The 25,729-nt window shown below is 74.6% G+C and carries 20 protein-coding genes; 7 read left to right on the forward strand and 13 right to left on the reverse strand.

The genetic code is table 11. The features are described 5' to 3' along the window. Window positions 1-68 precede the first annotated feature (68 nt). The 3 genes from ACIRGB_RS02830 to ACIRGB_RS02840 all read right to left on the reverse strand — a co-directional run bounded on the left by ACIRGB_RS02830 (window position 69) and on the right by ACIRGB_RS02840 (window position 3,251). A complete protein-coding gene (locus tag ACIRGB_RS02830) occupies window positions 69-1,442 on the reverse strand; it encodes a DUF2690 domain-containing protein (protein WP_403857998.1) in 1,374 nt (457 codons plus the stop codon). Window positions 1,443-1,831: 389 nt separating this feature from the next. Then, entirely contained in the window at window positions 1,832-2,407 is a 576-nt protein-coding gene (locus ACIRGB_RS02835) for a DUF3017 domain-containing protein (RefSeq protein WP_403858000.1), read from the reverse strand. Next, window positions 2,397-3,251 (reverse strand): bifunctional methylenetetrahydrofolate dehydrogenase/methenyltetrahydrofolate cyclohydrolase, encoded by an 855-nt coding sequence (locus ACIRGB_RS02840; RefSeq protein WP_003974148.1) that lies wholly within the window; start codon window positions 3,249-3,251, stop codon window positions 2,397-2,399. The genes ACIRGB_RS02835 and ACIRGB_RS02840 overlap by 11 nt, the downstream gene beginning before the upstream one ends. Window positions 3,252-3,548: 297 nt before the next feature. Here ACIRGB_RS02840 and ACIRGB_RS02845 point away from each other — a divergent pair, with 297 nt between their 5' ends. From ACIRGB_RS02845 to ACIRGB_RS02855, 3 genes are all read left to right on the forward strand, one after another. Continuing rightward, window positions 3,549-4,103 (forward strand): hypothetical protein, encoded by a 555-nt coding sequence (locus ACIRGB_RS02845; protein ID WP_403858002.1) that lies wholly within the window; start codon window positions 3,549-3,551, stop codon window positions 4,101-4,103. A 123-nt stretch (window positions 4,104-4,226) separates the two neighbouring features. Continuing rightward, entirely contained in the window at window positions 4,227-4,973 is a 747-nt protein-coding gene (locus tag ACIRGB_RS02850; RefSeq protein WP_403858004.1) for an FHA domain-containing protein, read from the forward strand. After that, window positions 4,970-6,553: a serine/threonine protein kinase gene (locus ACIRGB_RS02855; protein ID WP_403858006.1), complete on the forward strand. Its 1,584-nt coding sequence runs from the start codon at window positions 4,970-4,972 to the stop codon at window positions 6,551-6,553. Before ACIRGB_RS02850 ends, ACIRGB_RS02855 begins: the two co-directional genes overlap by 4 nt. A gap of 109 nt (window positions 6,554-6,662) precedes the next feature. Here the strand turns inward: ACIRGB_RS02855 and purH are convergent, their stop codons facing one another. Both purH and purN read right to left on the reverse strand, forming a co-directional pair. Then, window positions 6,663-8,240: a bifunctional phosphoribosylaminoimidazolecarboxamide formyltransferase/IMP cyclohydrolase gene (gene purH, locus ACIRGB_RS02860; RefSeq protein ID WP_403858008.1), complete on the reverse strand. Its 1,578-nt coding sequence runs from the start codon at window positions 8,238-8,240 to the stop codon at window positions 6,663-6,665. After that, complete coding sequence (gene purN, locus ACIRGB_RS02865) at window positions 8,237-8,884, reverse strand: phosphoribosylglycinamide formyltransferase (RefSeq protein ID WP_403858010.1); 648 nt, start codon at window positions 8,882-8,884, stop codon at window positions 8,237-8,239. The genes purH and purN overlap by 4 nt, the downstream gene beginning before the upstream one ends. A gap of 294 nt (window positions 8,885-9,178) precedes the next feature. On the opposite strand from purN, the gene ACIRGB_RS02870 reads away from it, so the two are divergent. Beyond that, window positions 9,179-9,958, forward strand: a complete 780-nt coding sequence (locus ACIRGB_RS02870) for a hypothetical protein (protein WP_403858012.1) — start codon at window positions 9,179-9,181, stop codon at window positions 9,956-9,958. 133 nt (window positions 9,959-10,091) lie between these two features. On the opposite strand, the gene ACIRGB_RS02875 is transcribed toward ACIRGB_RS02870, so the two are convergent. Further along, the gene (locus ACIRGB_RS02875) at window positions 10,092-11,792 is read right to left on the reverse strand and encodes a DUF6350 family protein (protein ID WP_403858014.1); all 1,701 of its coding nucleotides are present in this window, start codon (window positions 11,790-11,792) and stop codon (window positions 10,092-10,094) included. A gap of 96 nt (window positions 11,793-11,888) precedes the next feature. Here ACIRGB_RS02875 and ACIRGB_RS02880 point away from each other — a divergent pair, with 96 nt between their 5' ends. Next, a complete protein-coding gene (locus ACIRGB_RS02880) occupies window positions 11,889-13,025 on the forward strand; it encodes a helix-turn-helix domain-containing protein (protein ID WP_403858016.1) in 1,137 nt (378 codons plus the stop codon). A gap of 100 nt (window positions 13,026-13,125) precedes the next feature. Here the strand turns inward: ACIRGB_RS02880 and sucD are convergent, their stop codons facing one another. The 6 genes from sucD to ACIRGB_RS02910 form a co-directional block, all read right to left on the reverse strand. Further along, the gene (sucD, locus tag ACIRGB_RS02885) at window positions 13,126-14,010 is read right to left on the reverse strand and encodes a succinate--CoA ligase subunit alpha (protein WP_030145560.1); all 885 of its coding nucleotides are present in this window, start codon (window positions 14,008-14,010) and stop codon (window positions 13,126-13,128) included. Between the two features lie 28 nt (window positions 14,011-14,038). After that, window positions 14,039-15,223, reverse strand: coding sequence for an ADP-forming succinate--CoA ligase subunit beta (gene sucC, locus ACIRGB_RS02890; protein WP_403858018.1), 1,185 nt, complete (start codon window positions 15,221-15,223; stop codon window positions 14,039-14,041). A 749-nt stretch (window positions 15,224-15,972) separates the two neighbouring features. Beyond that, window positions 15,973-16,950, reverse strand: a complete 978-nt coding sequence (locus tag ACIRGB_RS02895; RefSeq protein WP_403858020.1) for a hypothetical protein — start codon at window positions 16,948-16,950, stop codon at window positions 15,973-15,975. 170 nt (window positions 16,951-17,120) lie between these two features. After that, window positions 17,121-18,311, reverse strand: coding sequence for a VWA domain-containing protein (locus tag ACIRGB_RS02900; RefSeq protein ID WP_403858022.1), 1,191 nt, complete (start codon window positions 18,309-18,311; stop codon window positions 17,121-17,123). Then, the gene (locus tag ACIRGB_RS02905; RefSeq protein ID WP_403858024.1) at window positions 18,308-20,761 is read right to left on the reverse strand and encodes a DUF5682 family protein; all 2,454 of its coding nucleotides are present in this window, start codon (window positions 20,759-20,761) and stop codon (window positions 18,308-18,310) included. Before ACIRGB_RS02905 ends, ACIRGB_RS02900 begins: the two co-directional genes overlap by 4 nt. Before the next feature lie 105 nt (window positions 20,762-20,866). Then, complete coding sequence (locus ACIRGB_RS02910; protein ID WP_403858026.1) at window positions 20,867-21,988, reverse strand: AAA family ATPase; 1,122 nt, start codon at window positions 21,986-21,988, stop codon at window positions 20,867-20,869. A gap of 219 nt (window positions 21,989-22,207) precedes the next feature. Here ACIRGB_RS02910 and ACIRGB_RS02915 point away from each other — a divergent pair, with 219 nt between their 5' ends. Together ACIRGB_RS02915 and ACIRGB_RS02920 are read left to right on the forward strand one after the other, a co-directional pair. Then, complete coding sequence (locus tag ACIRGB_RS02915) at window positions 22,208-23,215, forward strand: hypothetical protein (RefSeq protein WP_403858197.1); 1,008 nt, start codon at window positions 22,208-22,210, stop codon at window positions 23,213-23,215. A gap of 8 nt (window positions 23,216-23,223) precedes the next feature. Then, window positions 23,224-25,047: a DUF5691 domain-containing protein gene (locus ACIRGB_RS02920; RefSeq protein ID WP_403858028.1), complete on the forward strand. Its 1,824-nt coding sequence runs from the start codon at window positions 23,224-23,226 to the stop codon at window positions 25,045-25,047. Window positions 25,048-25,193: 146 nt separating this feature from the next. Here ACIRGB_RS02920 and ACIRGB_RS02925 read toward each other — a convergent pair whose 3' ends face one another. Continuing rightward, the gene (locus tag ACIRGB_RS02925; protein ID WP_003974171.1) at window positions 25,194-25,610 is read right to left on the reverse strand and encodes a cobalamin B12-binding domain-containing protein; all 417 of its coding nucleotides are present in this window, start codon (window positions 25,608-25,610) and stop codon (window positions 25,194-25,196) included. Window positions 25,611-25,729: the final 119 nt, after the last annotated feature.

Here is a 25,729-nt window from a genome sequence, read left to right on the forward strand (position 1 = left end):
GTACGCCGCGGAGCATTCCTGCCGCGGGCGAACTTTTCTTCCCGGCCCGCCGCCCGCCCCTCGCACCCCTACTTCGTGCAGCCCTGCGGCCCCGAGGCCAGCGTGGCGCAGGCGGTGGCGTCGGCCGCGGAGCGCACGGCGACCATCGTGGTGTACGCGGCGGTGTCGCCGGCGTCGCCGACCGCCGCCCGCTGCTCGTTCGCACCGCCGGCGCTCACCCGGACCTCGTCGCCCTGCGCGGCCTGGGTGACCCGGGCCCACGCGGCACCACAGACCTTGCTGTACCGGACCTCGACGGCCGCCGTGCCGACGACGGTGGTCGCGCCGGTGGTCACCAGGTCGCCGCCGCACCCCATGACCTCGGGGTCCTTGCCGGTGCAGGCGTCGCCGGCGCACTTCACGCCCGGCGGCAGCTCGGGTTCGCTGCTCACGGTGGGGGATGGGGAGGGCTTGGTGCCCTCGTCCTTGGTGTCGCCGCCGTCTCTCAGGAGGAAGAAGGCGCCCGCGACCACGACGAGGACGCCGACAACGCCCGCGGCCAAGGCGGCCATCCGCTTGTTCCCGCCGCCCGGAGGCCGACCGGACGGACGGGGGCCGCCGTGCGGAGGCTCGCCGTACGCGCCCGAAGGGCCGGTGCCGTGGCCGGGTCCGACGCCGGTGCCGGTGCCGTACGGCGCGGCGGACGCGGGGCCGTAGGGCGCGGCGGGTCCGGGGCCGTACGGCGCGGCGGGTGCGGTCGGTGGCGCCGCCGCCTGCCCGGTGCCGGTCCGGGGCCCGGAGCGGGACGCGCGGTCGCCGGTCGGCGCGGGGCCCCGGTATCCGGCGAGGCCCCAGGAGTTGCCGTGGGTCGCTCCGCCGGAGGAGGGGACCGGGGCGGTACCGGGTCCACCGCCGTCCCGGACCGCGCCGAGCGCCGAGTCGGGGCTGTCGGCGGCCGTCGGCTGGGCCGGGACCGTCGGCGGCAGGGTGGGCGACACGCCCGCAGGACCGGCGATTCCGGTGGCGACGCCGCCACCGCGCCGGCCGGTCCGGCTCCCCTTGCCGCTCCTGCCGTCGTGGCCCGGCTCGGACCCGGCATTGCCCGACGCGGCCGCGGGCGTGCCCAGTTCGCCGAGCGCGGCGCGGGCCTGGGAGATCCGGATGGCCTCCATGGTCATGTCGTGGCGCATCTCCGAGCGGCTCCAGGCGCGCTCGGCCAGCTCCCACATGGTGGTCAGGTGGACGGGGTTGGTCTCGGTCACCTCGGCCAGGGCCACGACGGCGCCCTTCGGGGCCAGCAGCCGGCCGTTCAGATAGCGCTCCCAGGACGTCTTGCTGTAGCCCGTGGCGTCGGCCACCGACGCGACGCTCAGGTCGCTGCGGTCCACGAGCCGGCGCAACTGACTGGTGAACTCCCTGATCTGCGGATCGAGTTCGTCCGGCAAGGCCTTCCAACGAGGCACTGCTTCCCCCTCTTCCCCCGGTGACGTGCTGGTCGTTCCCCCGCTGGTGCCCGCGCGCGGCGTCCCCCCGCGCGGTACCTGGTTCTGGCTACCCACAGGGATGCGCCCGGTCAGGATCCCAGTTCCCGGGGTGGGGGCGCACAGGAGCACAGAGGCCGCGGACGTGCACCGTCGCACGCCCACCGGCTCGTGGTCCAGTGTCCCATCGGCGTTCCCGTGACCGGACCGGAACCCCGGAGAACGACGCGCGTAGCCGAGTAGCGGAACGGTCACTTCCGTGCCACAGCGCCCTGACAGGCGTTGAACAGGGCGTTCGTCGTGCAGGAAGGTTGGTGCAGACGGCGGCCCGTCCTTCCACGGGGGTGAAGGACGGGCCGTCGTTCGTGCCGCTAGCTGACCGTGAAGTGCAGCGTGTCCTTCAGGAACGGGATCTCCAGCAGCGGGTCCGGCTGGGCCATCAGCGCCAGCAGGGCGATGGAGAGCCCGAAGACGCCGTAGGTCGCGATGTCCGTGAAGCGCGAGCGCACGGCGAGCATGCCCACGTTGCGCATCGCCCAGCGGAGCGCGGAGCCGAGCAGCAACGCGGCGCCGATGAGCACCAGCCCCCAGCGGAACACGCCCAGCGCGGTCAGCAGCAGGCCGAGCCCGACCAGCAGCACCACCGCGAGCACCGGCCACTGCCGGGCGGGCGCCGGGGCGTCGCCGCCCGCGGCCCGGCCGCCGCCCTCGGGGCGGGCGGTGTCGCGGGTGAAGAGCGGGAACCGCCGGGTCGTCCGGCGCGGCCTGCCCTCCGCGTCCGGCGCGCTGACCGGGTCGCGGACGGTGATCTCGTCGGCGGTGCCGGACGGGTCGGGGCGCTCCTCGGGAGCGGTACTCGTGCGGGCGTCCGGCGCCTCTCGGTCCCCCGGCCGCCGCCCGGGCTCCGCGTTCTCCGGGCGCCCGGCGTCGGTGTCCTCAGCCGGCACTGCGCTCCGCCGCCTCCACCACGTTGACGAGCAGCTGGGCCCGGGTCATGGGGCCGACGCCGCCGGGGTTCGGGGAGATCCAGGCGGCCACCTCGGCCACGCCGGGGTGCACGTCGCCCATGATCTTGCCCTCGGCGTTGCGGGAGACGCCGACGTCGAGGACGGCCGCGCCCGGCTTGACGTCCTCGGGGCGGACCAGGTGCGGGGAACCGGCCGCGGCGATGACGATGTCCGCCCGCTTGAGGTGGGCGGCCAGGTCGCGGGTGCCGGTGTGGCACTGGGTGACGGTGGCGTTCTCGCTGCGCCGGGTGAGCAGCAGCGGCATCGGGCGGCCGATGGTGACCCCGCGGCCGACGACCACGACCTCGGCGCCCTTGATCTCGACGCCGTAGCGGCGCAGGAGGGTGAGGATGCCGTTGGGGGTGCAGGGCAGCGGCGCCGGCTCGTTCAGGACGAGGCGGCCGAGGTTCATCGGGTGCAGGCCGTCCGCGTCCTTGTCCGGGTCCATCAGTTCGAGGATGCGGTTCTCGTCGATGCCCCTGGGCAGCGGCAGCTGGACGATGTAGCCGGTGCAGGCCGGGTCCTCGTTCAACTCGCGGACGACCGCCTCGATCTCCTCCTGCGTGGCCGTGGCCGGCAGTTCGCGCTGGATGGAGGCGATGCCGACCTGGGCGCAGTCGCGGTGCTTGCCGGCGACGTACTTCTGGCTGCCTGGATCGTCACCGACCAGGACGGTGCCGAGGCCGGGTGTGACACCCCTCTCCTTCAGCGCCGCCACGCGGGCGGTCAGTTCGGACTTGATCGCGGCTGCGGTGGCCTTGCCATCGAGAATCTGGGCGGTCATACCCCCCATCCTCGCGGATGACCGGCCCCCGGTTCCAATCAGGTCGGCATGCGGGCACCGCGCGGGGAACCTTCGGGACGCCCCGGGACACGTCCCGCCGTATCCGCTCATGATCGATGTTGTTGCACTTGCACAACGCCTTGTGAACGGGCTGGACAAGTAAGAGTTCGGTCAAGAACGATTGGGCTGCACAGTGCCGCGGGGCCGTACCGGGGGGACGAACCGCTCGAGCAGAATCTCCTCCGAGTCGAGCCGCGCGTCGTCCCCGCACTTGACACCGACGGAGGAAGACCCGCCATGAGTTTCGGCGATCAGAACAACCCCTACGGCCCGCCCCAGGGCGGCCAGCAGCCGAACTACGGCTACCCGCAGCAGCAGCCCCAGGGCCAGCCCGGTTACGGCTACCCGCAGGCTCCCCCGGTGCAGCAGCCGTACGGCGCCGCTCCCACGACCATGCCCGGTACGGTCAACACCGCCCGGATACTGCTCTGGATCATGGTGGGCTTCCAGGTCATCGGCACGGCGCTGTTCGGCATCTCGGCCGCGGCCGTCGACAAGGCCAAGGACGACGCCGCGTTCGAGGAGCTGGCCGACTACCCGACCGGCGTCCTGTGGGGCTTCATGGTGCTGGCGCTGGCCTGGGGCGTCTGGGCGGCGTTCCTGGCCGCGAAGTTCAAGTCGGGCGGCAACGGCCTGCGCGTGACCACCCTGGTCTTCGGCATCCTCACCGCGATCCTCGCCCTCTACCCGTTCACCATCGTGGGCATCGTCCACCTCGTGTTCGGCATCCTGATAGCCGTGTTCGTCGGCAACTCGAAGGGCGCGGCCTGGTTCAAGCGCCCCCGCTACTGACCGGCGGAGCGCTTTCTCGCCAATCACCGCCCAGGGCCGTGTCTCACCCGTACGAGGGGGGCACGGCCCTGGCGCGTCGTCCTAGTCTGGCCCGGGTAGCCGTCAGGCACGGGGAGACGCACCTTGTACAGCATCATCGTGGTACCTCCGCCGACCACGGAGGACGAACCCACCCGCACCCAGTACCGGCTCGCGCCCGGCGAACGGCTCGTCTTCGGGCGGTCCGTGCCCGACGGCGGGCTGCGGATCGGGCACGACGGGGTGTCCCGCAGAGCCGGGGAGATCGCGGCGCACGGCACCTTCTGGACCCTGAGCAACCTCTCCGCCCACCAGACCTACGTGGTGGAGAACCCGGAGGGCGCGGGCGAGCACATCAAGGTGGCGCCGGGCCGCCTCGACGCACCGGTGCCGTTCGAGTTCTCGAGGATCGTGCTGCCGGCCGCCGGTGACCTGCTCCCGGTCGAGGTGTGGGCGCCGCGTCACGACTATCTGCGCGGCGGGGACGGTGCCGACGGCGAGCCGACCGCCCCGGCCTTCTCCGTCGACCGCACCAAGCGGTACTTCGCGGTGCTGGCCGCGCTGTGCGAGCCGAGGCTGCGCGGGGCGCCGCACGCGCCGCTGCCGACCATGGACCAGGTCGTCGAGCGGCTCCGCCCGTCCTGGCCGGCCGCCTCGCGTACGTCGGTGCAGTGGAACATCGACTACCTCGCCGTGAAGCTGCGCCTGAAGCCGGGCCCGGAGACCGCCGAGCCGGGTCCGCGGCTGAACGGCAAGAAGGAGTCGCTGGTCTCGCTGGCGCTCCGTTTCGACCTGGTCCGCGAGGACGACCTGGTGGTCCTGGCGGCACCGTCCGGACGGGCCCTGCGATGACCGAGCCGTACGCCGTCCCGGTGCCCAGGGGGTACCGGGTGGGCGCCTGGGAGGTGCGCGAGCCCCTCGCGACCGGCGCCTTCGGCAGCGTGTACGCGGCACGGCGCGCGGACCGCGCCGTGGGCACCGGTGGCGGGGGTGAGGAACTGCCCGGCACCGTCGCGCTGAAGTTCCTGCCCACCGGCACCGGCACCCCGCGGCAACTGTCCCACCTGCGGGATCTGGTCGAGCGCGAGGTCGAGTTGCTGCGCCGGCTGCGGCGGCCCCGGCTGATCCGGATGTACGAGACCCTCACCGTCGACGACCCCGCCCACCCCCGGCTCGACGGCGCCACCGTCCTCGTCCTGGAGCGGGCCGAGGGCTCGCTGTCCGCCCTGCTCGACTCCGCGCCCCGCCCGCAGGCCGGGCCCGCGCTGCTCGCGCAGGTCTGCGAGGGACTGCGGCAACTGCACCGGGCGGGCTGGGTGCACGGCGACCTGAAACCGGCCAACGTGCTGCTGATGGCGGACGGTTCGGTGCGGCTGGCCGACTTCAACATGGCCGCCGAGCTGGAGGGCACCCACGCGTACACGCCCGCCTTCTCGACCCCGGACTACACCCCGCCCGAGCTGCTGTGGTCCGAGATCGGCGAACGGGGCCGCCGGATCCGCCCCTCCGCCGACGTGTGGGCCTTCGGCGTCCTGGCCCACCTGGTGCTCACCGGTTCCTTCCCGCTGCCCGGCGGCACCCCGACGGCCCGCCGCGACGCCGCCGTCTCCTACGCCCGCGGCACCCACGAGCTCCGCCTCTCCCCCGAACTGCCGCCCGCGTGGCGGGAGATCGTGCGGGCGTGCCTGACCCGTACGCACGCCGACCGGATCGGCACCGACGCCCTGCTGCGCCGGGTGACGGACGCGGCGGGCGGCACGACCGGCCCGGCGCGGTTCTCGCGCCGGCCCCGCATCCGCCCCCGGCGCGGGGCCCCGGCCGCCGCGGCCGCGGTGCTCGTCGCCCTCGCCGCGCTCGGCTACGGCGTCGCCCGCTGGACCGACGACGGCCGGGACCCCGTCGCGGGCCCGCGCCCCGGCGCCACCGCGAGCGTCGCCGCCGCCTCCTACGGCGCGGCCGAACTGCGCACCGACCGGGACGTACCGCCCGCCTACCGCCTGCTGATCGTGGAGACGGCGCACGACTGCGGGCACAAGGAGGTCAGCCCGGCCCTGATCGCCGCCATGCTGAAGGTGGAGAGCGACTTCGACCCGGACCTCGCCGACCCGGCCAAGGACGAGTACGGCATCGCCCGCTGGACCCCGAGCGTGCTGCGCTGGTGGATGAACGAGGACGGCACCCCGGGCGAGACCGTGCCCCAGCCGCCGTTCCCGCCCGCCGAGTCCATTCCGGCGATGGGCCGTTACCTGTGCTGGATCACGCCCCGCCTCGACGCCGGCCTGCCGGGCGACCGGAGCGTGCTGGTCGCGGTCGCCTACCGGACGTCGTACCGGAAGGTGAACGACGCGGGCGGGGTTCCCCCGAAGTACCGCGACTACGCCGACCGCGTCGCTCACCACCTCAAGGAGTACACGCCCGGGGGCGGGAAGTGACCCTGGGAGTTCCGAGGTTCCGCCCGGCGGCTCCACCACCGCGGCGGCCCCCGGTCCCCTTAGAGGAGGGGACCGGGGGCCGCCGTTTCGCCGTCAGCACGTCAGCACGTCAGTGGAAGAAGTGCCGCGTCCCCGTGAAGTACATCGTCACGCCGGCCTTCTTCGCCGCCTCGACGACCAGTTCGTCGCGGACCGAGCCGCCGGGCTGGACCACGGCCTTCACGCCGGCCCCGGTGAGGATCTCCAGGCCGTCCGGGAAGGGGAAGAAGGCGTCGGAGGCGGCGTACGCCCCCTGCGCGCGCTCGGCACCGGCCCGCTCCACGGCGAGCTTCGCGGAGTCGACGCGGTTGACCTGGCCCATGCCGACGCCGACCGAGGCGCCGTCCTTGGCCAGGAGGATGGCGTTGGACTTGACGGCCCGGCAGGCCCGCCAGGCGAAGGCCAGCTCGGCCAGCTCCGCCTCGGACAGCGCCTCACCCGTGGCCAGGGTCCAGGTGGCGGGGTCGTCGCCCTCGGCCTGGAGGCGGTCGGTGACCTGGAGGAGGGCGCCGCCGTCGACGGGCTTGACCTCGACCGGGGCGGCGGGCGCCTCGGGGGCACGCAGCACGCGGATGTTCTTCTTCTTGGTGAGGGCTTCGAGGGCGCCGTCCTCGTAGTCCGGCGCGACGATGACCTCGGTGAAGATCTCGGCCACCTGCTCGGCCATCGCCTTGCTGACCGGGCGGTTGACGGCGATCACCCCGCCGAACGCGGACAGCGGGTCGCAGGCGTGCGCCTTGCGGTGCGCCTCGGCGACGTCCGCGCCGACCGCGATGCCGCAGGGGTTGGCGTGCTTGATGATCGCGACGCAGGGCTCGGCGTGGTCGTACGCGGCACGGCGGGCGGCGTCCGTGTCCGTGTAGTTGTTGTACGACATCTCCTTGCCGTGCAGCTGCTCGGCCCGCGCGAGGCCACCGCCCTCGGGGGAGGTGTAGAGCGCGGCCGGCTGGTGCGGGTTCTCGCCGTAGCGCAGGGTGTGGGCGCGCTCGTAGGTGGCGCCGAGGAAGTCGGGGAACCCGGACTCGTCGACGGGGGCGTACTCGGCGGCGAACCAGGAGGCGACGGCCACGTCGTAGGCGGCGGTGTGCTGGAAGGCCTCGGCGGCCAGGCGCTTGCGGGCGGCCAGGTCGAAGCCGCCGTCCTTGACCGCGGAGAGCACGTCGGCGTACCGGGCCGGGCTGGTGACCACCGCGACGGAGGGGTGGTTCTTGGCGGCGGCGCGCACCATGGAGGGGCCGCCGATGTCGATCTGCTCGACGCACTCGTCGGCCGTGGCGCCCGAGGCGACGGTCTCGCGGAACGGGTAGAGGTTGACCACGACCAGGTCGAACGGCGCCACGCCCAACTCGTCGAGCTGCTGCCGGTGGCTCTCCAGGCGCAGGTCCGCGAGGATGCCGGCGTGCACCTTGGGGTGCAGGGTCTTGACCCGGCCGTCCAGGCACTCGGGGAAGCCGGTCAGCTCCTCGACCTTGGTGACGGGGACACCGGCGGCGGCGATCCGCCCGGCCGTCGACCCGGTGGAGACCAGCTCGACGCCGGCCTCGTGCAGCCCGCGCGCGAGCTCTTCGAGCCCGGTCTTGTCGTAGACGCTGACGAGCGCGCGACGGATGGCCCGCTTGTTGCTCTCGGCGGTGGCGGTGGCGGTCACTGGATAACTACCTTTCGTCCCTCAATGCGATAGCCGTTGCGGGCGAGCCGCCCCACGACATCGACGAGCAGCCTTCGCTCGACTTCCTTGATGCGCTCGTGCAGAGCGGCACCTTCGTCTTCGTAGTCCTCGTCCCGGACCTCCACCACGCCCTGCGCGATGATCGGCCCGGTGTCGACGCCGTCGTCGACGAAGTGGACGGTGCAGCCGGTGACCCTGGCGCCGTACGCGAGCGCGTCCCGCACACCGTGGGCCCCCGGGAAACTGGGGAGGAGGGCGGGGTGGGTGTTGACGAACCGCCCGCCGAACCGCGCGAGGAACTCCTTCCCCACGATCTTCATGAACCCGGCCGAGACGACGAGGTCCGGCTCGTGGGCCGCGACGGCCTCGGCGAGCGCCGCGTCCCACTCCTCGCGGGTCCCGTAGTCCTTGACCTTGCAGACGAAGGTCGCCACCCCGGCACGCTCGGCCCGGGCGAGCCCCTCGATGCCCGCGCGGTCGGCGCCGACGGCCACGATCTCGGCCCCGTAGGCCTCGGCGCCGGTGGCGGCGATCTCGTCGAGGAGTGCCTGGAGGTTGGTGCCGGATCCGGAGACCAGCACGACGAGGCGCTTGGCTCGCCGGTCCACGGGCTTGGCGGCCACGGTGGGGGCCTTTCTCGGGGAGGCGGATCTGTTTGTATGGTCGTACGAATGCTTCGCGCCCCGGGATAAGGGGAAGTCTACGAAGCGGCCGACCGTCAGCAACGATACCGGCACACCGGACGGCCCCCTCGGGACGGGGGCGTGGCCGGAAGGTAGCGTCTGCGTGGAGCCGGGGCGGGAACGCGGCCTGTGCGTCAGGCGTTCACCAGACGTGGCGAACAGTTCGCCCGCTCCACCAGCTCACCGTTCCACCAGCCGCCCGTTCACCGTCGCCAAGGGGAAGACGCTCAGTTGATGCCGGACCGCAGCCTGCGACTGCTCACGTTCCCCCAGCAGTCGGCGCAGCCAGGGGAGCGCAACACCGTGCTGCTGCGCGAGCGCCCCTCGTCACCGCCCGACACGCCCTCGGACCGGAGGAACGGCGGCGACCAGGACGGCTCCACCGACCGGGACAATCCGTTCGCACCGCCCCCGGAGGGCACGCCGGACCGCCCCTGGCAGCCGCGGCATCCCTCGGGCGACGGCGATTCCCAGGGCGAGGGCGGGCGTTCCCCGTGGGGCGGCCAGTGGAGCGACCGGCAGCCCGGCCGGTCCCCCGGCGGCTTCGGCGAGCGGCCCGGCGGTTCGGGCGGCCCCGAGAGCCCGAGCGGCGGCCCGAACCCGCGCTGGGACCCGACCGACCCCGCCCAGCGGCGTGCCCGCTACGCCCTGCTGAGCGGCATGTGGGCCCTCTTCTTCGCCCTCTTCACCTGGCCGTACGTGGCCCTGCTGCTCGGCGCCCTGGCGCTCTACTGGGGCATCAGCGCGCTGCGCGCCAAGCCCCGCGCCGCGGCCGACCCGGACACCCCGGCCCCGCCCGCGGAGCAGACCGGCCGCCCGCAACGCACCGCCGCGATCAGCGGCCTGGTCACGTCGTCCCTGGCGGTCCTCCTGGTCGCCGCGTCCTTCGGCGCCCAGCTGATCTACAGCGACTACTACACGTGCCGCGAGGACGCCCTGACCAACGCGGCGCAACAGTCCTGCGAGCGCCACCTGCCGGAGCACCTACGCCCACTGCTGGGCGCGGAGGACTGACTGACCAGCGCCGGTCGCCCCACCAGCCCGTCCGGCGTTTGAGGACGAGGCCGTCCAGGCCGAATGGGGGGTCTGGGGGCGCAGCCCCCGGGGACGGGAAGGGAAGGGGCGGCGGGGGCGAAGAAAAGCACCATCACCCCCCACCGCGAGGCGACTCCCCGGAACGGTCGGGACCGTCGACCGGCAGCAGGTCATACGCGCCCCCACCGTCGTCGTCGTACAACCCGAACGGCACCGCGTCCTCGTCACCCCCCTGCTCCCCGCCCTCGGCACCCTTCGCCCCCCGCTTCCCCCACCGCCCCACGGAGGGCAGCGAGGGCATCGAAACCCCCGCCCACAACGCCCGGCGCCCACCTCCGCCGCCACCCCCCTCCTCATGGGTCCCGGACGCCTCCCCCACCGCCTCCCGCGCGGCAGCGCCCCGGCACCGCCACGCCCGCGCCACCACGGCCACCGGCACCGCCACCACCCCGATCCACGCCAGCGTCGCTCCCCCGGCCTGCCACCACACCGGCCCGAACCGGGCGAGCGCGGCGCTCCCGAGCGGCCCTCCGGCGAACGCGGCCAGCAGGGCGACGAGGGCCGCGCACAGCACGGCGGCCACGAGGGCGGCGCCGGCGGTCCGCCGCCACGACCACGCCCCGGCGCCCGAGCCCGCTCCCGGCCTGCCCGGTCCACCCGGCTCGCCCGCCTCACCCGCCTCGCCCGACGTGGCCGCCCGCGCCGTGAACCACCCCACCACCGCCCCCGCCGCCAGCGGCACCGCCCCGGCCGCCCAGTGCAGCGGGGTACCGGGCCCCGCGTCCGGCACCGCCGCCAGCAGCGGGAACGGCGGCAGCAGCGCCGCGGGAGCGGAGGCGGTGGGCGCCACGACATGCCCGGTCCCGAGCACGAAGCCGGGCCCGAGCGCGTACACCGCCGCCCACACCGCCGCGTTCGGCACCAGCGTCAGACAGAGCAGCAGTACGGCGAACCTCCCCGACCACCCCTCCGTCAGCCGCAGGAACGCCTCCCCCGCGGCGGCCGAGTGCCATACGAGTGACACCGCGAGCAGCAGCGCGCCGCCTCCGACGAGCACCGCCGCACCGGCGCCCGCGGCGCGCGTCGCGGCGCCCAGGCGCGCGTCCGGCTCCACCATCAGCTCCCGCAGCTTCCGTGGCAGGACGCGCAGCGCCCGCCCCACCGGCCCGCCGGGCCGGCCGAACGCCGTCCACACCCCGGCGCCCGCCGCTGTCATGGCGACCAGCGGCAGGCACACCGCCGCCCACCAGGACGAGGGCCGCAGCGCGCCGCCCTGCGCGTACAGCACGACGGGTGCGGCGACGCACAGGTAGCCGAGCACGACCCCCGTCCAGGCCACGCGCGCGGAGACGGGCGGCGGTCCGGCATCCGGGGCGCCCGCCAGCCACGCCGGGCGGGCCCCGGCCGCCGCCTTGGGAGCCGCGCCCACGGCCACGCCCACACCGTCGCCGGGGTCCGTGGCGTCCCGGGCGGCGCGGTGCAGCAGCCACACCGGCAGGAGGAGGAACAGCAACGGGGTGACGCCGACGGGCGCGGGGGTGCCGGAGAGCGTGTCGGCACGCACCAGTTCGGCCCCGTGCGCCAGCACCCACAGCGCGGCGGCGACGTGGAGGGCGCCCCCGGGCCCGCTGTCGGGGTACGGCGAACTGATCCACAGCAGCGTCACGAGTGCGGCGCACGCCGCCAGCCCCAGCACCGCCGCGACCACGCCGCCGAGGAGGCCGGCGGCGAGGCCGGGTGACCGGTCCCGCCACCGGGCGCGCAGCAGGGAGAGCGGGGCTGGGCGAGCGGTCGTCTGGATCACGCCCGCCATGCTCCCAACGACACGCGCTTTCCCGGCGTAACGGGCGAAGCCCCGTTGTGTCGCTCAATATATGTTTATGTACTTTTTCGTACGAAGAGGTGCCTCGTGACGCGCAGCCCCGCGACCCCGCTCCCACCCCCCAAGGCACGCCGACGCCTGCGTGAGACCGCCGCACTGACCCAGACTCAGCTCGCCGCACGGGTGGGTGTCACCCCCGGCACGGTCCGCGCCTGGGAGAGCGGCCGCACGACTCCGCGAGGCCGGAAGCGGGAGGCGTACGCGAAGGTGCTGAAGACGCTGGCCGAGGAAGAGGCGGCACGGCTGGCCCAGCAGGAACGGGAACGGGAACGGGAAAAGGCACAGGCACAGGCACAGGCACAGGCACAGGCAGACAAACAGGAATCCGCCCCGGAACCAGTACCGGAAACCGAGCCCGAGCCCGTCGCGCTGACGCCCGCTCAGGCCTTCGACGCGCTCTACGCGTTCAGCGCCCCCGCCCTCGTACGGCAGACCTTCCTGCTGACCGGCCGGCGCGAGCAGGCGCGCGAGTCGGTGGAGCGGGCCTTCCAGGCCGCCTGGGAACGCTGGCCGGAGGTGGCCCGCGACCGGGACCCGGTGGGCTGGGTACGGGCGACGGCGTACGAGTACGCGCTCTCGCCCTGGCAGCGGTTCCGCCCGCGCCACCGGCACCCGGAACCGCCGCCCGCCGACCCCGGCGACCGCACCCTGCTGAACACGCTGCTCAGACTCCCCCCGCGGCGCCGCCGCACGCTCGTGCTGTACGACGGTGTGGGCCTGGACCTGCCCGAGACGGCGGCGGAGACGGAGGCGAGCACCCCGGCGGCGGCGAACCGGGTGCTGCACGCCCGCGCGGCCGTCGCCGACCGGCTGCCCGCGCTGGCCGACCCGCAGGTGCTGCACCGCAGGCTGGCCGAGCTGGCGTCGAACGAGCGGCTGCGGGCGGCCGAGCCGCCGGCCGTGCGCCGGGGCGGCGAACGCCGGGCGCGGTTCTGGACCCGGGCCGCGATCGCGTTCACGGTCGCCCTCATCGGCACCACGGCCCTGACCCTGCGCACGGCCCCCACGCACTACGAACCGCCCGTGTCCCCCGGGCAGGCGGTGCGCGGTGTGCCGCACCGGGTGGCCCCGGGCTCGCTGTCGGACGAGGAGCTGGAGCTGCGGCAGAAGCTGCGGGACCAGATGCAGGACGGGCCGGAACGGCTGAGCCCGAGCCTCGAATGACGTGGCCCGGCCCACGGAAACGCCGAGTGGCCCGCCCCCTGCGGACAGGGGGCGGGCCACTCGGTGCGGCGCGGGCGCTCGGCCCGCGCGCGAGGCGGTGTCAGCCGGCCAGGATGGCGCGGGCCAGCTTCGCCGTCTCGGTCGGCGTCTTGCCGACCTTGACGCCCGCGGCCTCCAGGGCCTCCTTCTTCGCCTGGGCGGTGCCGGACGAACCGGAGACGATGGCGCCGGCGTGGCCCATGGTCTTGCCCTCGGGCGCGGTGAAGCCCGCGACATAGCCGACGACCGGCTTGGTCACGTTCTTCGAGATGTACTCCGCCGCACGCTCCTCGGCGTCGCCGCCGATCTCGCCGATCATGACGATCAGGTCGGTCTCGGGGTCGGCCTCGAACGCGGCGAGCGCGTCGATGTGCGTGGTGCCGATGATCGGGTCGCCACCGATGCCGACGGCGGTCGAGAAGCCGATGTCCCGCAGCTCGTACATCATCTGGTACGTCAGCGTGCCGGACTTCGAGACCAGGCCGATGCGGCCCGGCTTGGTGATGTCGCCCGGGATGATGCCGACGTTGGACTGGCCCGGCGTGATGATGCCGGGGCAGTTCGGGCCGATGATGCGGGTCTTGTTGCCCTTCTTGCCGGCGTACGACCAGAAGGCGGCCGAGTCGTGCACGGCGATGCCCTCGGTGATGACGACGGCCAGCGGGATCTCGGCGTCGATGGCCTCGACGACGGCGTCCTTGGTGAACTTCTCCGGCACGAAGATGACGGAGACGTTGGCGCCGGTCTTCTCGATGGCCTCCTTGACGGTGCCGAAGACCGGTACCTCGGTGCCGTCGAAGTCCACGGTGGTGCCCGCCTTGCGGGGGTTCACGCCGCCCACGACCTCGGTGCCGTCACCCAGCATGAGCTTGGTGTGCTTCATGCCGGTGGCGCCGGTCATGCCCTGGACGATGACCTTGCTGTCCTTGTTGAGCCAGATAGCCATGGTGTGTTGGTGTCCTCGTCCTGAGTGCTTACTTGGCGGCGGCGTGAGCCAGCTCGGCGGCCTTGTCGGCCGCGCCGTCCATGGTGTCGACGCGCTGGACCAGCGGGTGGTTGGCGTCGGTGAGGATCTTGCGGCCCAGCTCGGCGTTGTTGCCGTCGAGACGGACGACCAGCGGCTTCTCGACCTTCTCGCCGCGGTCCTCCAGGAGCTTCAGCGCCTGGACGATGCCGTTGGCGACCTCGTCGCAGGCGGTGATGCCGCCGAAGACGTTGACGAACACGGAGCGGACGTCCGGGTCGCCGAGGATGATCTCCAGGCCGTTCGCCATGACCTGGGCGGAGGCACCGCCACCGATGTCCAGGAAGTTGGCGGGCTTGACGTTGCCGTGCTTCTCACCGGCGTACGCGACGACGTCCAGGGTGCTCATGACGAGACCCGCGCCGTTGCCGATGATGCCGACCTCGCCGTCGAGCTTGACGTAGTTGAGGTTCTTCTCCTTGGCAGCCGCCTCGAGCGGGTTGGCGGCGGCCTTGTCGTGGAGCTCCTCGAAGTCCGGGTGACGGAATTCGGCGTTGTCGTCCAGCGACACCTTGCCGTCGAGGGCGATGACGTCGCCGGAGGCGACCTTGGCCAGCGGGTTGACCTCGACCAGGAGGGCGTCCTCCTTGATGAAGGTGTCCCACAGCTTGACCAGGATGTCGGCGACCTTGTCGGCGACCTCGGCCGGGAACTTCGCGGCCTCGACGATCTCGCGCGCCTTCTCGGGCGTCACGCCGTCGATCGCGTCGATCGGGGTCTTGGCGACGGCCTCCGGACGGGTGGCCGCCACCTCCTCGATCTCCACGCCGCCCTCGACGGAGGCGATGGAGAGGAAGGTGCGGTTGGCACGGTCGAGGAGGAAGGAGACGTAGTACTCCTCGACGATCTCGGGGGCGGTCTCGGCGATCATCACCTTGTGGACCGTGTGGCCCTTGATGTCCATGCCGAGGATGTCCGTCGCGCGGGCGACGGCCTCGTCCGCGGAGGCGGCCAGCTTCACGCCGCCGGCCTTGCCACGACCACCGACCTTCACCTGCGCCTTGACGACGGACTTGCCGCCCAGACGCTCGGTGATCTCGCGCGCCGCCTCAGGCGTGTCGATGACTTCACCGGCCAGCACCGGTACATCGTGCTTGGCGAAGAGGTCCCTCGCCTGGTACTCGAACAGGTCCACGCGCTTCCGTCCCTATCAGTGATCTCGCGGTTCGTTGGATGCGTGGGCGTGCCGCGAGGGCAACGTGACGTCCGCTGTGAGTCACAAGGGGGGCGCACACGGTGTCCGAGCGCGCGGCATGTCCGTCTCGCAGGTTATCGCCGCTTGCGGAGGGTCTCTAAATCGTGGGTCACACCTGAGCGGTGATGCCTGTCACATGATGCCGCGCTCACTGGCACCCGGTGCCGGGTGTGAGCCGGACTCAGGGCGTTCCGCGCGGGGGTGAAGGGCCTCACCGGGCTGGGGTTGACCCGGTGAGGCCCGTGGGCTCCCCGGCGGCCGCACGGGTGCGGTTCGCCGGGGTGCGAGCGGGCCGGTCCCCACCCCAATGGGGAGCGGCCCGCCCGGACCGCGGGGTTTCGGCCGGACGGAGGCCGACGGATTTCGGCCGTCCGGGGCCTGCCGCCCCGCGGGGTCCATGCCTGCCGCGCGCAACCAGGGCCCCACGGGACGCCCGGTGCCCGGTGCCGTGCGCCGGACACCGGGCGGGGCCGGAGGGGGCCGGGTGGGGGCCGCCTGGGGCCGACCAGTGGGCCGGCTTGGGGTGTCCGGTGCGCCGGGACGGGGCGCCCGGCCGTGGGGGCCGACCGCGGGGGACGTCCGGACTGCGGGCCGATCTCTCGGCCCGGTCCGGCGCATGCGGCGGGTGCGCTTGGCCCGGTGGCGGCTGTGGCGGCTGATGGTGGTGCGCGGCAGGGGCGCCGGTCGTTCTAGGCGGGGGAGACGGGGATGTCCCGGCACGGCTCGCGGACCCCGGCCGCCTCGGCCCGCTCGGGGGCGCCGGGGAGGAGCCGGAAGGTGAGCCGGTGCTGCGGGGCGACCGCGTGGGTGTCCCCGTGGCGCGGCGTGCCCTGGTCGGCGCCGGACGCGGTGCCGAGCGCTCCGTCGGGGTCGCCGGTGGGCGCGGGGCGGGCGGGCGCGTACTCGGTGTGCGCGGTCCCGGCCCGGTGCGTGCGGGTGTGCGGGTCGGGCGCCGGTCCTGCGCCGGGCCGCGGCCCGTATCCGACGAGGCGGGCCGGGCTTCCGGCGCCCTCGACGACTCGGGCGGCGGCGGCATCGGCCCGGTCCGCGCCACCGGAGGCGTCGGCCGTCACCGGCGCGGGCTCGGCCTGCGGCTCCGGGACGGCCGACGGTGAACGGCCGGAAAGACCGCCCGGGTCGGCCGGGCCCGGTACATCGGTCAGTTCCGATATTTCGGTGAGGTCCGGCACGTCGATCGGGGCCGAGGAGTCCGACGGGCCGGTCGGGCCGGTCGGGCTGGACGGACCGGATGAACCTGATGCACCGGACGCACCGGACGCGCCGGGGAGCGCGACTGCCCCGGTCACCGTCTCCACCACGTCACCGACCGGTCGCACGACCCGGTCCCGCACGACCCGGGCGACACCCTCGGTGACGGGACGGAGGTCCGGGAGCAACGCGCCGGAGTCCGGCCCCGGCACCGCTTCGGCGTCCTGGACGGGCCCGGCGTCCAACGGGCTCTGGGACTGCCCGGAGACGTCGAGGACCCGGCCGACCGCGTCCGTCAGGGTCCCCGGCCCTTCGTCGGCCGCCTGCGCCCGCCCTCCGAAGAGCAGGCCGAGTACGCACACCCCGCCCACCAGCAGAGCAACGTGCAGCGCACGCCGCCCGGCCGCCGAGCGCAGAACGCGCAGAGCGGCACCGGGCAGGGCTGCTGACGAGATCAAGAGGGGGAGGTTCCTCCCGTGCGGCGGAACGGGACGCGCGTCGCACAACGCATCGACACGCCGCGCGATACTCGCACGTAGGTCCGGAGGGTGCGCAAGCCCGGTCGCACCGTTGGGCCGTCATATCCGTTTTGCCCGGGGGAAACGGCCCACCTCGGCTCGTCACATCGTCACCCGGCATCCGGTATCGGCAGCGGCCGCCTCTCGATCGCGGCCGCCATCACCTCCGGGAAGAGGTCGGGCGTACAGGCGAAGGCCGGTGCGCCGAGCGCCGCGAGGGCCGCCGCGTGGTCCCGGTCGTACGAGGGCGTCCCCTCGTCGGACAGGGCCAGCAGCGGCACGAACCGCACCCCGGCCGCCTGCATCGCCGCGACCCGCTTGAGCATCTCGTCGCGTATGCCGCCCTCGTACAGGTCGCTGATCAGCACGACCACCGTCTCCGCGGGCCGGGTGATCCGCGAGTGGCAGTACGCCAGCGCGCGGTTGATGTCCGTACCGCCGCCGAGTCGCGTACCGAAGAGCACGTCGACCGGGTCGTCGAGCTGGTCGGTGAGGTCGACGACCGCCGTGTCGAAGACGACGAGCCGGGTGTCGATCGCGCGCAGGGACGCCAGCACCGCGCCGAACACGGACGAGTACACGACGGACGCCGCCATCGATCCGGACTGGTCGAGGCAGAGGACGACCTCCTTCTTCACCGAACGGGAGGCCCGCCCGTAGCCCACCAGCCGTTCCGGCACGATCGTGCGGTGCTCCGGCAGATAGTGCTTGAGGTTGGCCGCGATGGTGCGGTCCCAGTCGATGTCGTGGTGGCGGGGCCGGCCGGTGCGGGCGCTGCGGTCCAGCGCGCCGGTCAGGGCGGCACGGGTGCGGGTGGCGAGTCGCTTCTCCAGGTCGTCGACGACCTTGCGCACGACGGCCCGCGCCGTCTCCTTCGTCGTTTCCGGCATCGCCTGGTTCAGCGACAGCAGGGTGCCGACGAGGTGCACGTCGGCCTCCACGGCCTCGAGCATCTCCGGCTCCAGCAGGAGGGTGGCGAGCCCGAGCCGGTCGATCGCGTCCCGCTGCATGACCTGGACGACGGAGGAGGGGAAGTAGGTCCGGATGTCGCCCAGCCAGCGGGCCACGGCCGGTGCGGACGCCCCGAGTCCGGCCGCACGGTCCCGCCCCGCCCGCGGGGCGTCCCCTTTGCCGTAGAGCGAGGTGAGCGCTCCGTCCATCGCGGCGTCCCGTCCGCAGAGCGCGTGGCCGGTGCCGTCGGCCGGGTCGCCGCCGAGCACGAGGCGCCACCGGCGCAGCCGCTCCTGCGCCGTGTCGGCACCCGCCGGCTCGGCCGCCGGCCCAGCCCTATGTCCCGTCATGCGTCCACCCCCACCAGGTCGTTGTCGTACGGCTCCGGGTCCCGGCCCAGCAGCAGCCGGACCACGGGCAGCACCGCGTCGGCCCGCTCGGTGTCGAGGCCGGTCGCGAAGCCCGGTATGCCGGAGCCGGCCGTCGTCACACTCCCCCGTGCCTCCGGTCCGCGCCTGACCAGCTCGCCGAGGCTGCGGCGCACCCCCGGCTCGAAGGCGGAGAAGGTGCGGCGCAGCAGGGGCAGTACGTCCGTGAACGCGTCCGCAGGTACGCCGGTCAGCCAGGCGTCGACCAGGGCCAGCAGCCGGTCGTCGTGCAGCAGGAGCATGCCGCCGCCCGAGCCGCCGCCGACGAAGCCCTCGATCCAAGCCGCCGCGTCCGTCGGCGGCGTCCCCGGGGACAGCACCAGGCCCATGAGCCGCGCCGCCTCGTCCGGGGCCAGCTCCCCGCCGTCCAGCAGGAGCCGTACGGCACGCCCGCGGACGATGCCGGGCACGGCGTCCCGCGCGGAAAGGGTCCGCAGCACGGCCCGCCAGCGGGGGCCCAGGTCGCCGCGGCCCGGCGCGGGGGCGTCGCCGAGCAGGCCCACGGCTGTGTGCACGGCGTCCACGTGCCCGCGCATCTCCTCGGCCGCGTCGGCATCCAGTGCGGCGCAGGCCGCGGGCAGGCCGACGAAGACGCGCTCGGCGAGCCCCGCGGCGACCTCGGCCAGGGCCCCGGTGTCCGTGCCGCGCACATCGCCGTAGCGCAGCGAGCGGACGAGCGCGGGCAGCGCCTGGGCGAGGTGGCCGACGTCCGTGTCGAGCGCGGCCCGGTCGGCGAGTATCCGCATCACCGGCGAGAGCGCGTCCGGCAGTTCGGCCAGCAGACAGCGCTCGGCGAGCGCGGTGACCTCGGCGAGGCCCTGCGCGGTGACGGCGTCCGCCTCGGCCCTGGCGGTGGCGGCGGACAGCACGGTCGTCCCCCACACCCCGGCCTCGGCGACCCGCACCGACAGCTCCGGCTCCCACCGCAGCCGCCACGTCTCCCGGAAGGTGCCCGTGCTGCGCGCGGCGACCGGCTCGCCCCAGCCGACGCCGAGCAGACGCAGCCGGTGCAGCAGTCTGCTGCGGTGGGCGTCGGTCTCCTTGCGCAGGTCCAGTTCCAGCTCCCGCTCCGCCGGCTCGGGTCTGAGCCGCAGCCGCCGCTGAGTCCGGGTCAGGTCGCGCTGCAACGGCACCGCGGGCGCCCCGGCCGGCACCTCCCCCAGTACGTCCCCGACCACCAGACGGTCGTGCACCAACGCCAGCGGCACGTCCGAGCCGTCGCACATCACCGCCCGCACGGCCTCCGTCGTCTCGCTCAGCCCGGGCAGCGGGCGGCCACGGATCACCGCCAGTGTTTCGGCCAGCCGCGCCGCCTCGATGACATGGGCCGGGGAGACGATCCTGTCCTCCTCCCGCAGCAGTCCGGCCACCTTGGTCAGCCATCGCTCGACGGGCCGGTCGACCGCGGCGAACAGGTGCCCGTACCAGCCCGGCGACTCGATACCCGCCCCGTAACCACCCGCTCGGGACAGTCGGCGATGGGTCCAGGGCACCCAGGTCATCTCCACCTTGGTCCTGGGCAGCCCCTTCACCAGGGCACGGTCGGCGGCGACGGTCGCCCTGCGCCGCAGCGCGGGCACGTGCCACGCCCCGCAGACCACGGCCACCCCCTGCGCGAACTCCCGCTGCGCCGCCCGCACCTGGAGCCGCATGTGCGCCTCCCGCACGAGGTCCCGCGCGTCGGCGACGCCCCACTCGCCGCCCTCGCCACCGGCCTCGCCGTCGTCCTCGCCGCCGTCGGTCCCGCGCAGCGCCGTCATGGCCTCCTCCAGCGCCGTGAAGGGTGCGAGCACGTCCCCCTCCCCCGGGCCCCGGTGTTCGATCACGTCCTCCCACCAGCGCTCGGGGTCGTCATGCCCGGCGGCCGCGGCGAGGGCGGCAAGTGGATCGGCCCGGACGTCGGGGGCCGCGGAGCCGGTCCGGTCGCCCGGGTCCCGGCCGGTCACGTGGGCGTCCGCTTCGTCGTCCGTGTGGTCGTCCGCCGCCCGCCACGCCAGCGTGTGCGTGGCCGGGAGGTCGATGAAGCGGGCCGGGACGTCGTGTTCCAGGGCCCAGCGGAGGGCCACCCACTCCGGGGAGAACTCGGCCAGCGGCCAGAACGCCGAGCGGCCGGGCTCGTCCACGGCGTGGGCGAGGAGCGCGACCGGCGGCCGCATGTCCTCGTCGGCGGCCAGCGGGATCAGCGCGTCGGCCTCCGGCGGGCCCTCGACCAGCACCACCCCCGGCCGCACCGCGTCCAGCGCGGCCCGCACCGCCCGGGCCGACCCCGGCCCGTGGTGGCGTACGCCGAGCAGCAACGGCCGGCCGCCGGGCTCCTCGGCCCCGCGCGGCCCGCCGGCTTGGCCGCCCCCGGCCCGGTCAGTGCCCGTCACACCGTCCCCCTCGCCGACGGGTCCAGCTCGAGTCTCCGTCATCCCCCGTCGCCCCGGTCACCGCCGCACCCGCCCCTTCTCGACTCGTCCGCATCCCCGTGGAGTTCACGCGGTCACCTCCCGGCAGGCCCGGTAGAAGTCCTGCCAGCCGTCCCGCTCGCGCACGACCGTCTCCAGGTACTCCTGCCAGACGACGCGGTCGGCGGCCGGGTCGCGGACGACCGCGCCGAGGACGCCCGCGGCGATGTCGCCGGGCCGCAGCACCCCGTCGCCGAAGTGGGCGGACAGCGCGAGTCCACCGGTGACGACGGAGATCGCCTCGGCCGTGGACAGCGTGCCGCTGGGCGACTTGACCTTCGTACGACCGTCGCTCGTCAGCCCGTCCCGCAGCTCGCGGAAGACGGTGACGACCCGTCGGATCTCGTCGGCGCCGTCGGGCGCCGACGGCAGGTCGAGGGAGCGGCCGATCTGGTCGACGCGGCGCGTGACGATGTCGACCTCGGCCTCGGCGCTCGCCGGCAGCGGCAGTACGACCGAGTTGAAGCGGCGGCGCAGGGCGCTGGACAGGTCGTTGACCCCGCGGTCGCGGTCGTTGGCGGTGGCGATCAGGTTGAAGCCGCGCACCGCCTGCGTCTCCTGGCCGAGCTCCGGTATCGGCAGCGTCTTCTCCGACAGGATCGTGATCAGGGTGTCCTGCACGTCGGCCGGGATGCGGGTCAGCTCCTCGACCCGGACGGTCCTGCCCTCCGTCATCGCCCGCATGACCGGGCTGGGCACCAGGGCGTCCCGGCTGGGGCCGTGGGCGAGGAGCTGCGCGTAGTTCCACCCGTAGCGGATCGCTTCCTCGGGGGTGCCGGCCGTCCCCTGCACGAGCAGGGTCGAGTCGCCGCTGACGGCCGCGGCGAGGTGCTCGGACACCCAGGTCTTGGCGGTGCCGGGCACGCCGAGCAGGAGCAGCGCGCGGTCGGTGGCGAGCGTGGAGACGGCGACCTCGACGATGCGGCGCGGGCCCACGTACTTCGGGGTGATCACCGTGCCGTCGGGCAGGGTGCCGCCGAGCAGGTAGGTGGCGACGGCCCACGGCGACAGCTTCCAGCGGGCCGGACGCGGACGGTCGTCCAGCGCGGCCAGCGCCGCCAGTTCGGCCGCGAACGCGTGCTCGGCGTGTGGCCGCAGCACCTGCCGCGGCGCCTGCGCCCCGGACGTCCGTTCCTCGAATGCGGGCATGGCCGTTTCCCCCTCCAGCTAGGCCGGTCCGATCTGTCATCCACGGTGCACCACGCCACTGACAATCGCTCTGACCTGCGGAAATGCTCTCGCTCGGGCCATTGTCAGTGGGGGGACCTACCTTCGATGGCATGGCTCGGCAGGGGGTCCGGGGTGGGGAGTCGTGACGAGACGAGGGGACGGGGTGGGGCTGTGCGAGAGCCGGGCGGGGAGGGCGCGGTGCGGGAGGGCGCGGGGCCGCAGGGGGAGGCGCCGGAGGGTGCGCAGCCCGCGGTCGCCGATCCCGAGGCGGCACGGCGCCGGGCGGAGCGGCGGGCCGAGCGGATCACCGCGGGCGCGACGGAGCTGGAGCAGCGCCTCGCGGACCTCCTGCGCGCCGGTCTGGCCGGCGCCGAGCAGACGGGACCCGGCCTGTGGGAGGAGACTGCGGCCCGCATGGTCGACGCCCAGGCGCCCGGGCTGGCCTCGCGCGTGCGGGAGTTGGGCGTCATACCCTCGTCGGGTCCCGGCTGGCCGGTGCGGCTGCTCGAGGAGTGCGCTCTGCTCCATCTGCTCGACCAGGGCTGGTTGCACCGCGAGCGGCTGCCGGACGGCCTGGCGGCGACGGTCCGTTCACGAGTGGGGCTGCCCGCCTCCGCGGACGGCCCGCCGGTGCGGGACCACTGGCTGGTCCTCGCCCAGTACGACACCGCGGACGCCCGGCTGACGACCCGTCGGATCTGGTTGTACGGCGCGGAGACGGACCGCACGGTGCTGCTCCTCTCTTACGGCGCCGCGGGCCGGTCACCGGAGCTGGCGCTGCCGGTGGGGCTGGCCCTGGAGGCGGAGGTCTCCGCCTATCCGGACGCGGGCCGGCGGCGGGTGGCCCTCGGCCGGAGGTTCGCACCGCCCGCGCCCACGCGGACCCGCCCGAGGGGGGTGACGACGGCGGGGGCGGCCGTCCGCTACGGCGAGGCGCTCCGCGACGACCCGTGGCTTGACTCGGTGCCGGTGGCCCTGGAGCGGGTCGTCCCCGTACCGGACGGCGACGGCTGGCAACTGGCGGACGCCGACGGGGACTCGGCGCTGCCGCTCGCCCGGACCGCCGGGAACCAACCGGGCCTGTGGCGGCTGGTCGCGCTGTCGGGCGGTGCGCCCGTCACGGTCTTCGGCGAGTGCGGCCACCGCGGCTTCACACCGCTGACGGCCTGGCCGGGCGAACCGGGTGCGGCGGTGCCACTGTGCTGACCGGCCCCATGGGATCGGAACCGGAGGGGAACGACATCACCAGGACACCCACTCCCACGACCACGACCACGACCACGACCGCACCGACTGCGACCACCGCGCCGTGGCCGCCCGCCGCACCCGCGGCCGCCCGGACGGACACCGGCCCGCAGGCAGACACCGGCTCCCCGGCCGAACCCGGCTCCGAACCCGGCGCCGGTTCGGCTCCGCCGCCGTCCGCGCCCGCGTCGGCTTCCGGGCCCGGTGTCTGGGAGGGGCTGGTCACCTCGGCGCTGCTGGGCACGGACCGGCGTACGCCCCCGGGTGGCGAGCGCGGGCCCGGAGCCGTGGCCGCGTTGCTGGACGCCGCGGCGGCGGAGACCGTGCGCCGCCGAGCAGGACTGCGACCGGCCCGCGCGGCCCGGCGCCCCGATCCCGCGCCCGAGGACCCCCGCCCGCCGCTGCCGGACGCGGCCGCCCGTCGGCTCACGACGCTGCTCACCGACCGCCCCGGCGCGGCGGGCGGTGGCCGCAGAGGCAGCGCGCCCGATCTGATGGAACTGCTGCCCCAGTGGCTGGCGGCGGCGAACACCCGCGGTTTCGCGGCGCCGCCCCAGGCGCTCCCGGCGCTGCTGGACGCGGCACGGGGGCGTACGGACCTGCGGCCGGCGGCGCTGACCTTCGCGGGGCCCCGGGCCCGGTGGCTGGCCCGGCTGAATCCGGACTGGCGGTTCGCCCTGCGCGCGACACCCGGCGGAGCGGCCGCACCGCCGGATGCCGATGCCGCGGAGCGGGCGCGCAGGCTCTGGGACGAGGGCCTGTTCGCCGAACGCGTCGCTCTCCTGGCGTCCCTGCGCGCCCGCGACCCGGCCGGCGCACGCGAGCTGCTGGCGTCGACCTGGGCGGCGGAGCGGGCCGAGGACCGGCTGATGTTCCTCGACTCGCTGCGGACGGGGCTGGAGGCGGCGGACGAGCCGTTCCTGGAGCAGGCGCTGGCCGACCGCAGCCGCAACGTACGGGCCACGGCGGCCGAGTTGCTCTCGGCGCTGCCGCACTCGGCGCTGGCCGCGCGGATGGCGGCGCGGGCCGCGACCTGCGTGTCCCTCGACCGCACCGTCACCCCACCGGCGATCACCGTCGAGGCGCCCCACGAGTGCGACTCGGGCATGGAGCGCGACGGCGTGGTGGCCAAGCCGCCCGCCGGGCGGGGGGAACGCTCGTGGTGGCTCGGCCAGTTGGTGGAGGCGGCGCCGCTGGCCACCTGGCCGGCCCGGCTCGGGGGTCGTACGGCCGAGGAGATCGTCGCCCTGCCGGTGTCGGACGGCTGGCAGAGCGAGCTGCACGCCGCGTGGTGCCGGGCGGCGGTACGGCAGCGCGACGGCGGGTGGGCGAGGGCACTGCTGGGCGCGCCCACGGCGCCCGAGGCCGGGGGTCCGGGCGCGGTGTCCCTGGCCGAGCGGGCCAAGCTGCTCGGCACGCTGAGCGCCGGTGAACGCGCCGAGTGGGTCGCCGGGTTCATCGCGACGCACGGGCTGTCCGAGGCGTTCCAGCTGCTCGGCATGTGCGGGGTGCCGTGGGCCACGCCGCTCGGCCGTGCGGTGGTCGACGCGCTCAACATCGCCCGGGACGCCGGGAGCTACCCGTGGAGCTTCAGCGGCGTCATGGGCCTGGCCGAGCGCTGCCTCGACCCCTCGGAGGCGAGCCGCCTCGACGGCCTGCTGGCGATACCGGACGAGCCGGAGGACGCGTCGCCGGGGGCCGGGTGGTACTGGGCGGAGGCGTTCCAGCGGCTCGTCACGACCCTGCGTCTGCGCGCGGCGATGACCGAGGAACTCCGCGCGGGGCCGTCATGAGGCGCACCACCCCCGTGACCCGTGCCCCGTGGCCCGCGCACACGGCAGACCGGGGCGCGTCCCGGTGAACGCCAGGGGGGCGGAACCCGCGCCAACGGAACGGCTCGCCGGCCCAGGCGGCAAGGCCGAGGCCGGACAGCCAAGACCTACGCGCCCGCGGGCTCCCGCACGTTCGCCCGGACCCAGTCCACGATGGACGCCGTGGTCGCGCCGGGCGTGAAGATCTCCGCGACGCCCTTCTCCTTCAGCGGGGCGATGTCCGCCTCCGGGATGATCCCGCCACCGAAGACCAGGATGTCCGCCGCGTCCCGCTCCCGCAGCAGCTCGATCACCGCGGCGAAGAGCGTGTTGTGCGCACCGGAGAGGATGGACAGCCCGATCGCGTCGGCGTCCTCCTGGATCGCGGTGTCGACGATCTGCTCGGGCGTCTGGTGGAGCCCGGTGTAGATGACCTCCATACCGGCGTCGCGCAGGGCCCGCGCGATCACCTTGGCCCCGCGATCGTGGCCGTCGAGCCCCGGCTTGGCCACCACCACGCGGATCGGACCGGCTGCCACACCCATCACTGCCTCCATGAAGCGACTACATCCATCCGTACCGACAAGTACCGCACACTTCACGTCCTCGCGGCGTGGAACCCCGCACCACAGTGTCCGGGGGAAGTGAACGCACGTTATCGCCA

The sequence above is a fragment of the Streptomyces sp. NPDC102490 genome, from assembly GCF_044765285.1.
Classification (GTDB): Bacteria; Actinomycetota; Actinomycetes; order Streptomycetales; family Streptomycetaceae; genus Streptomyces.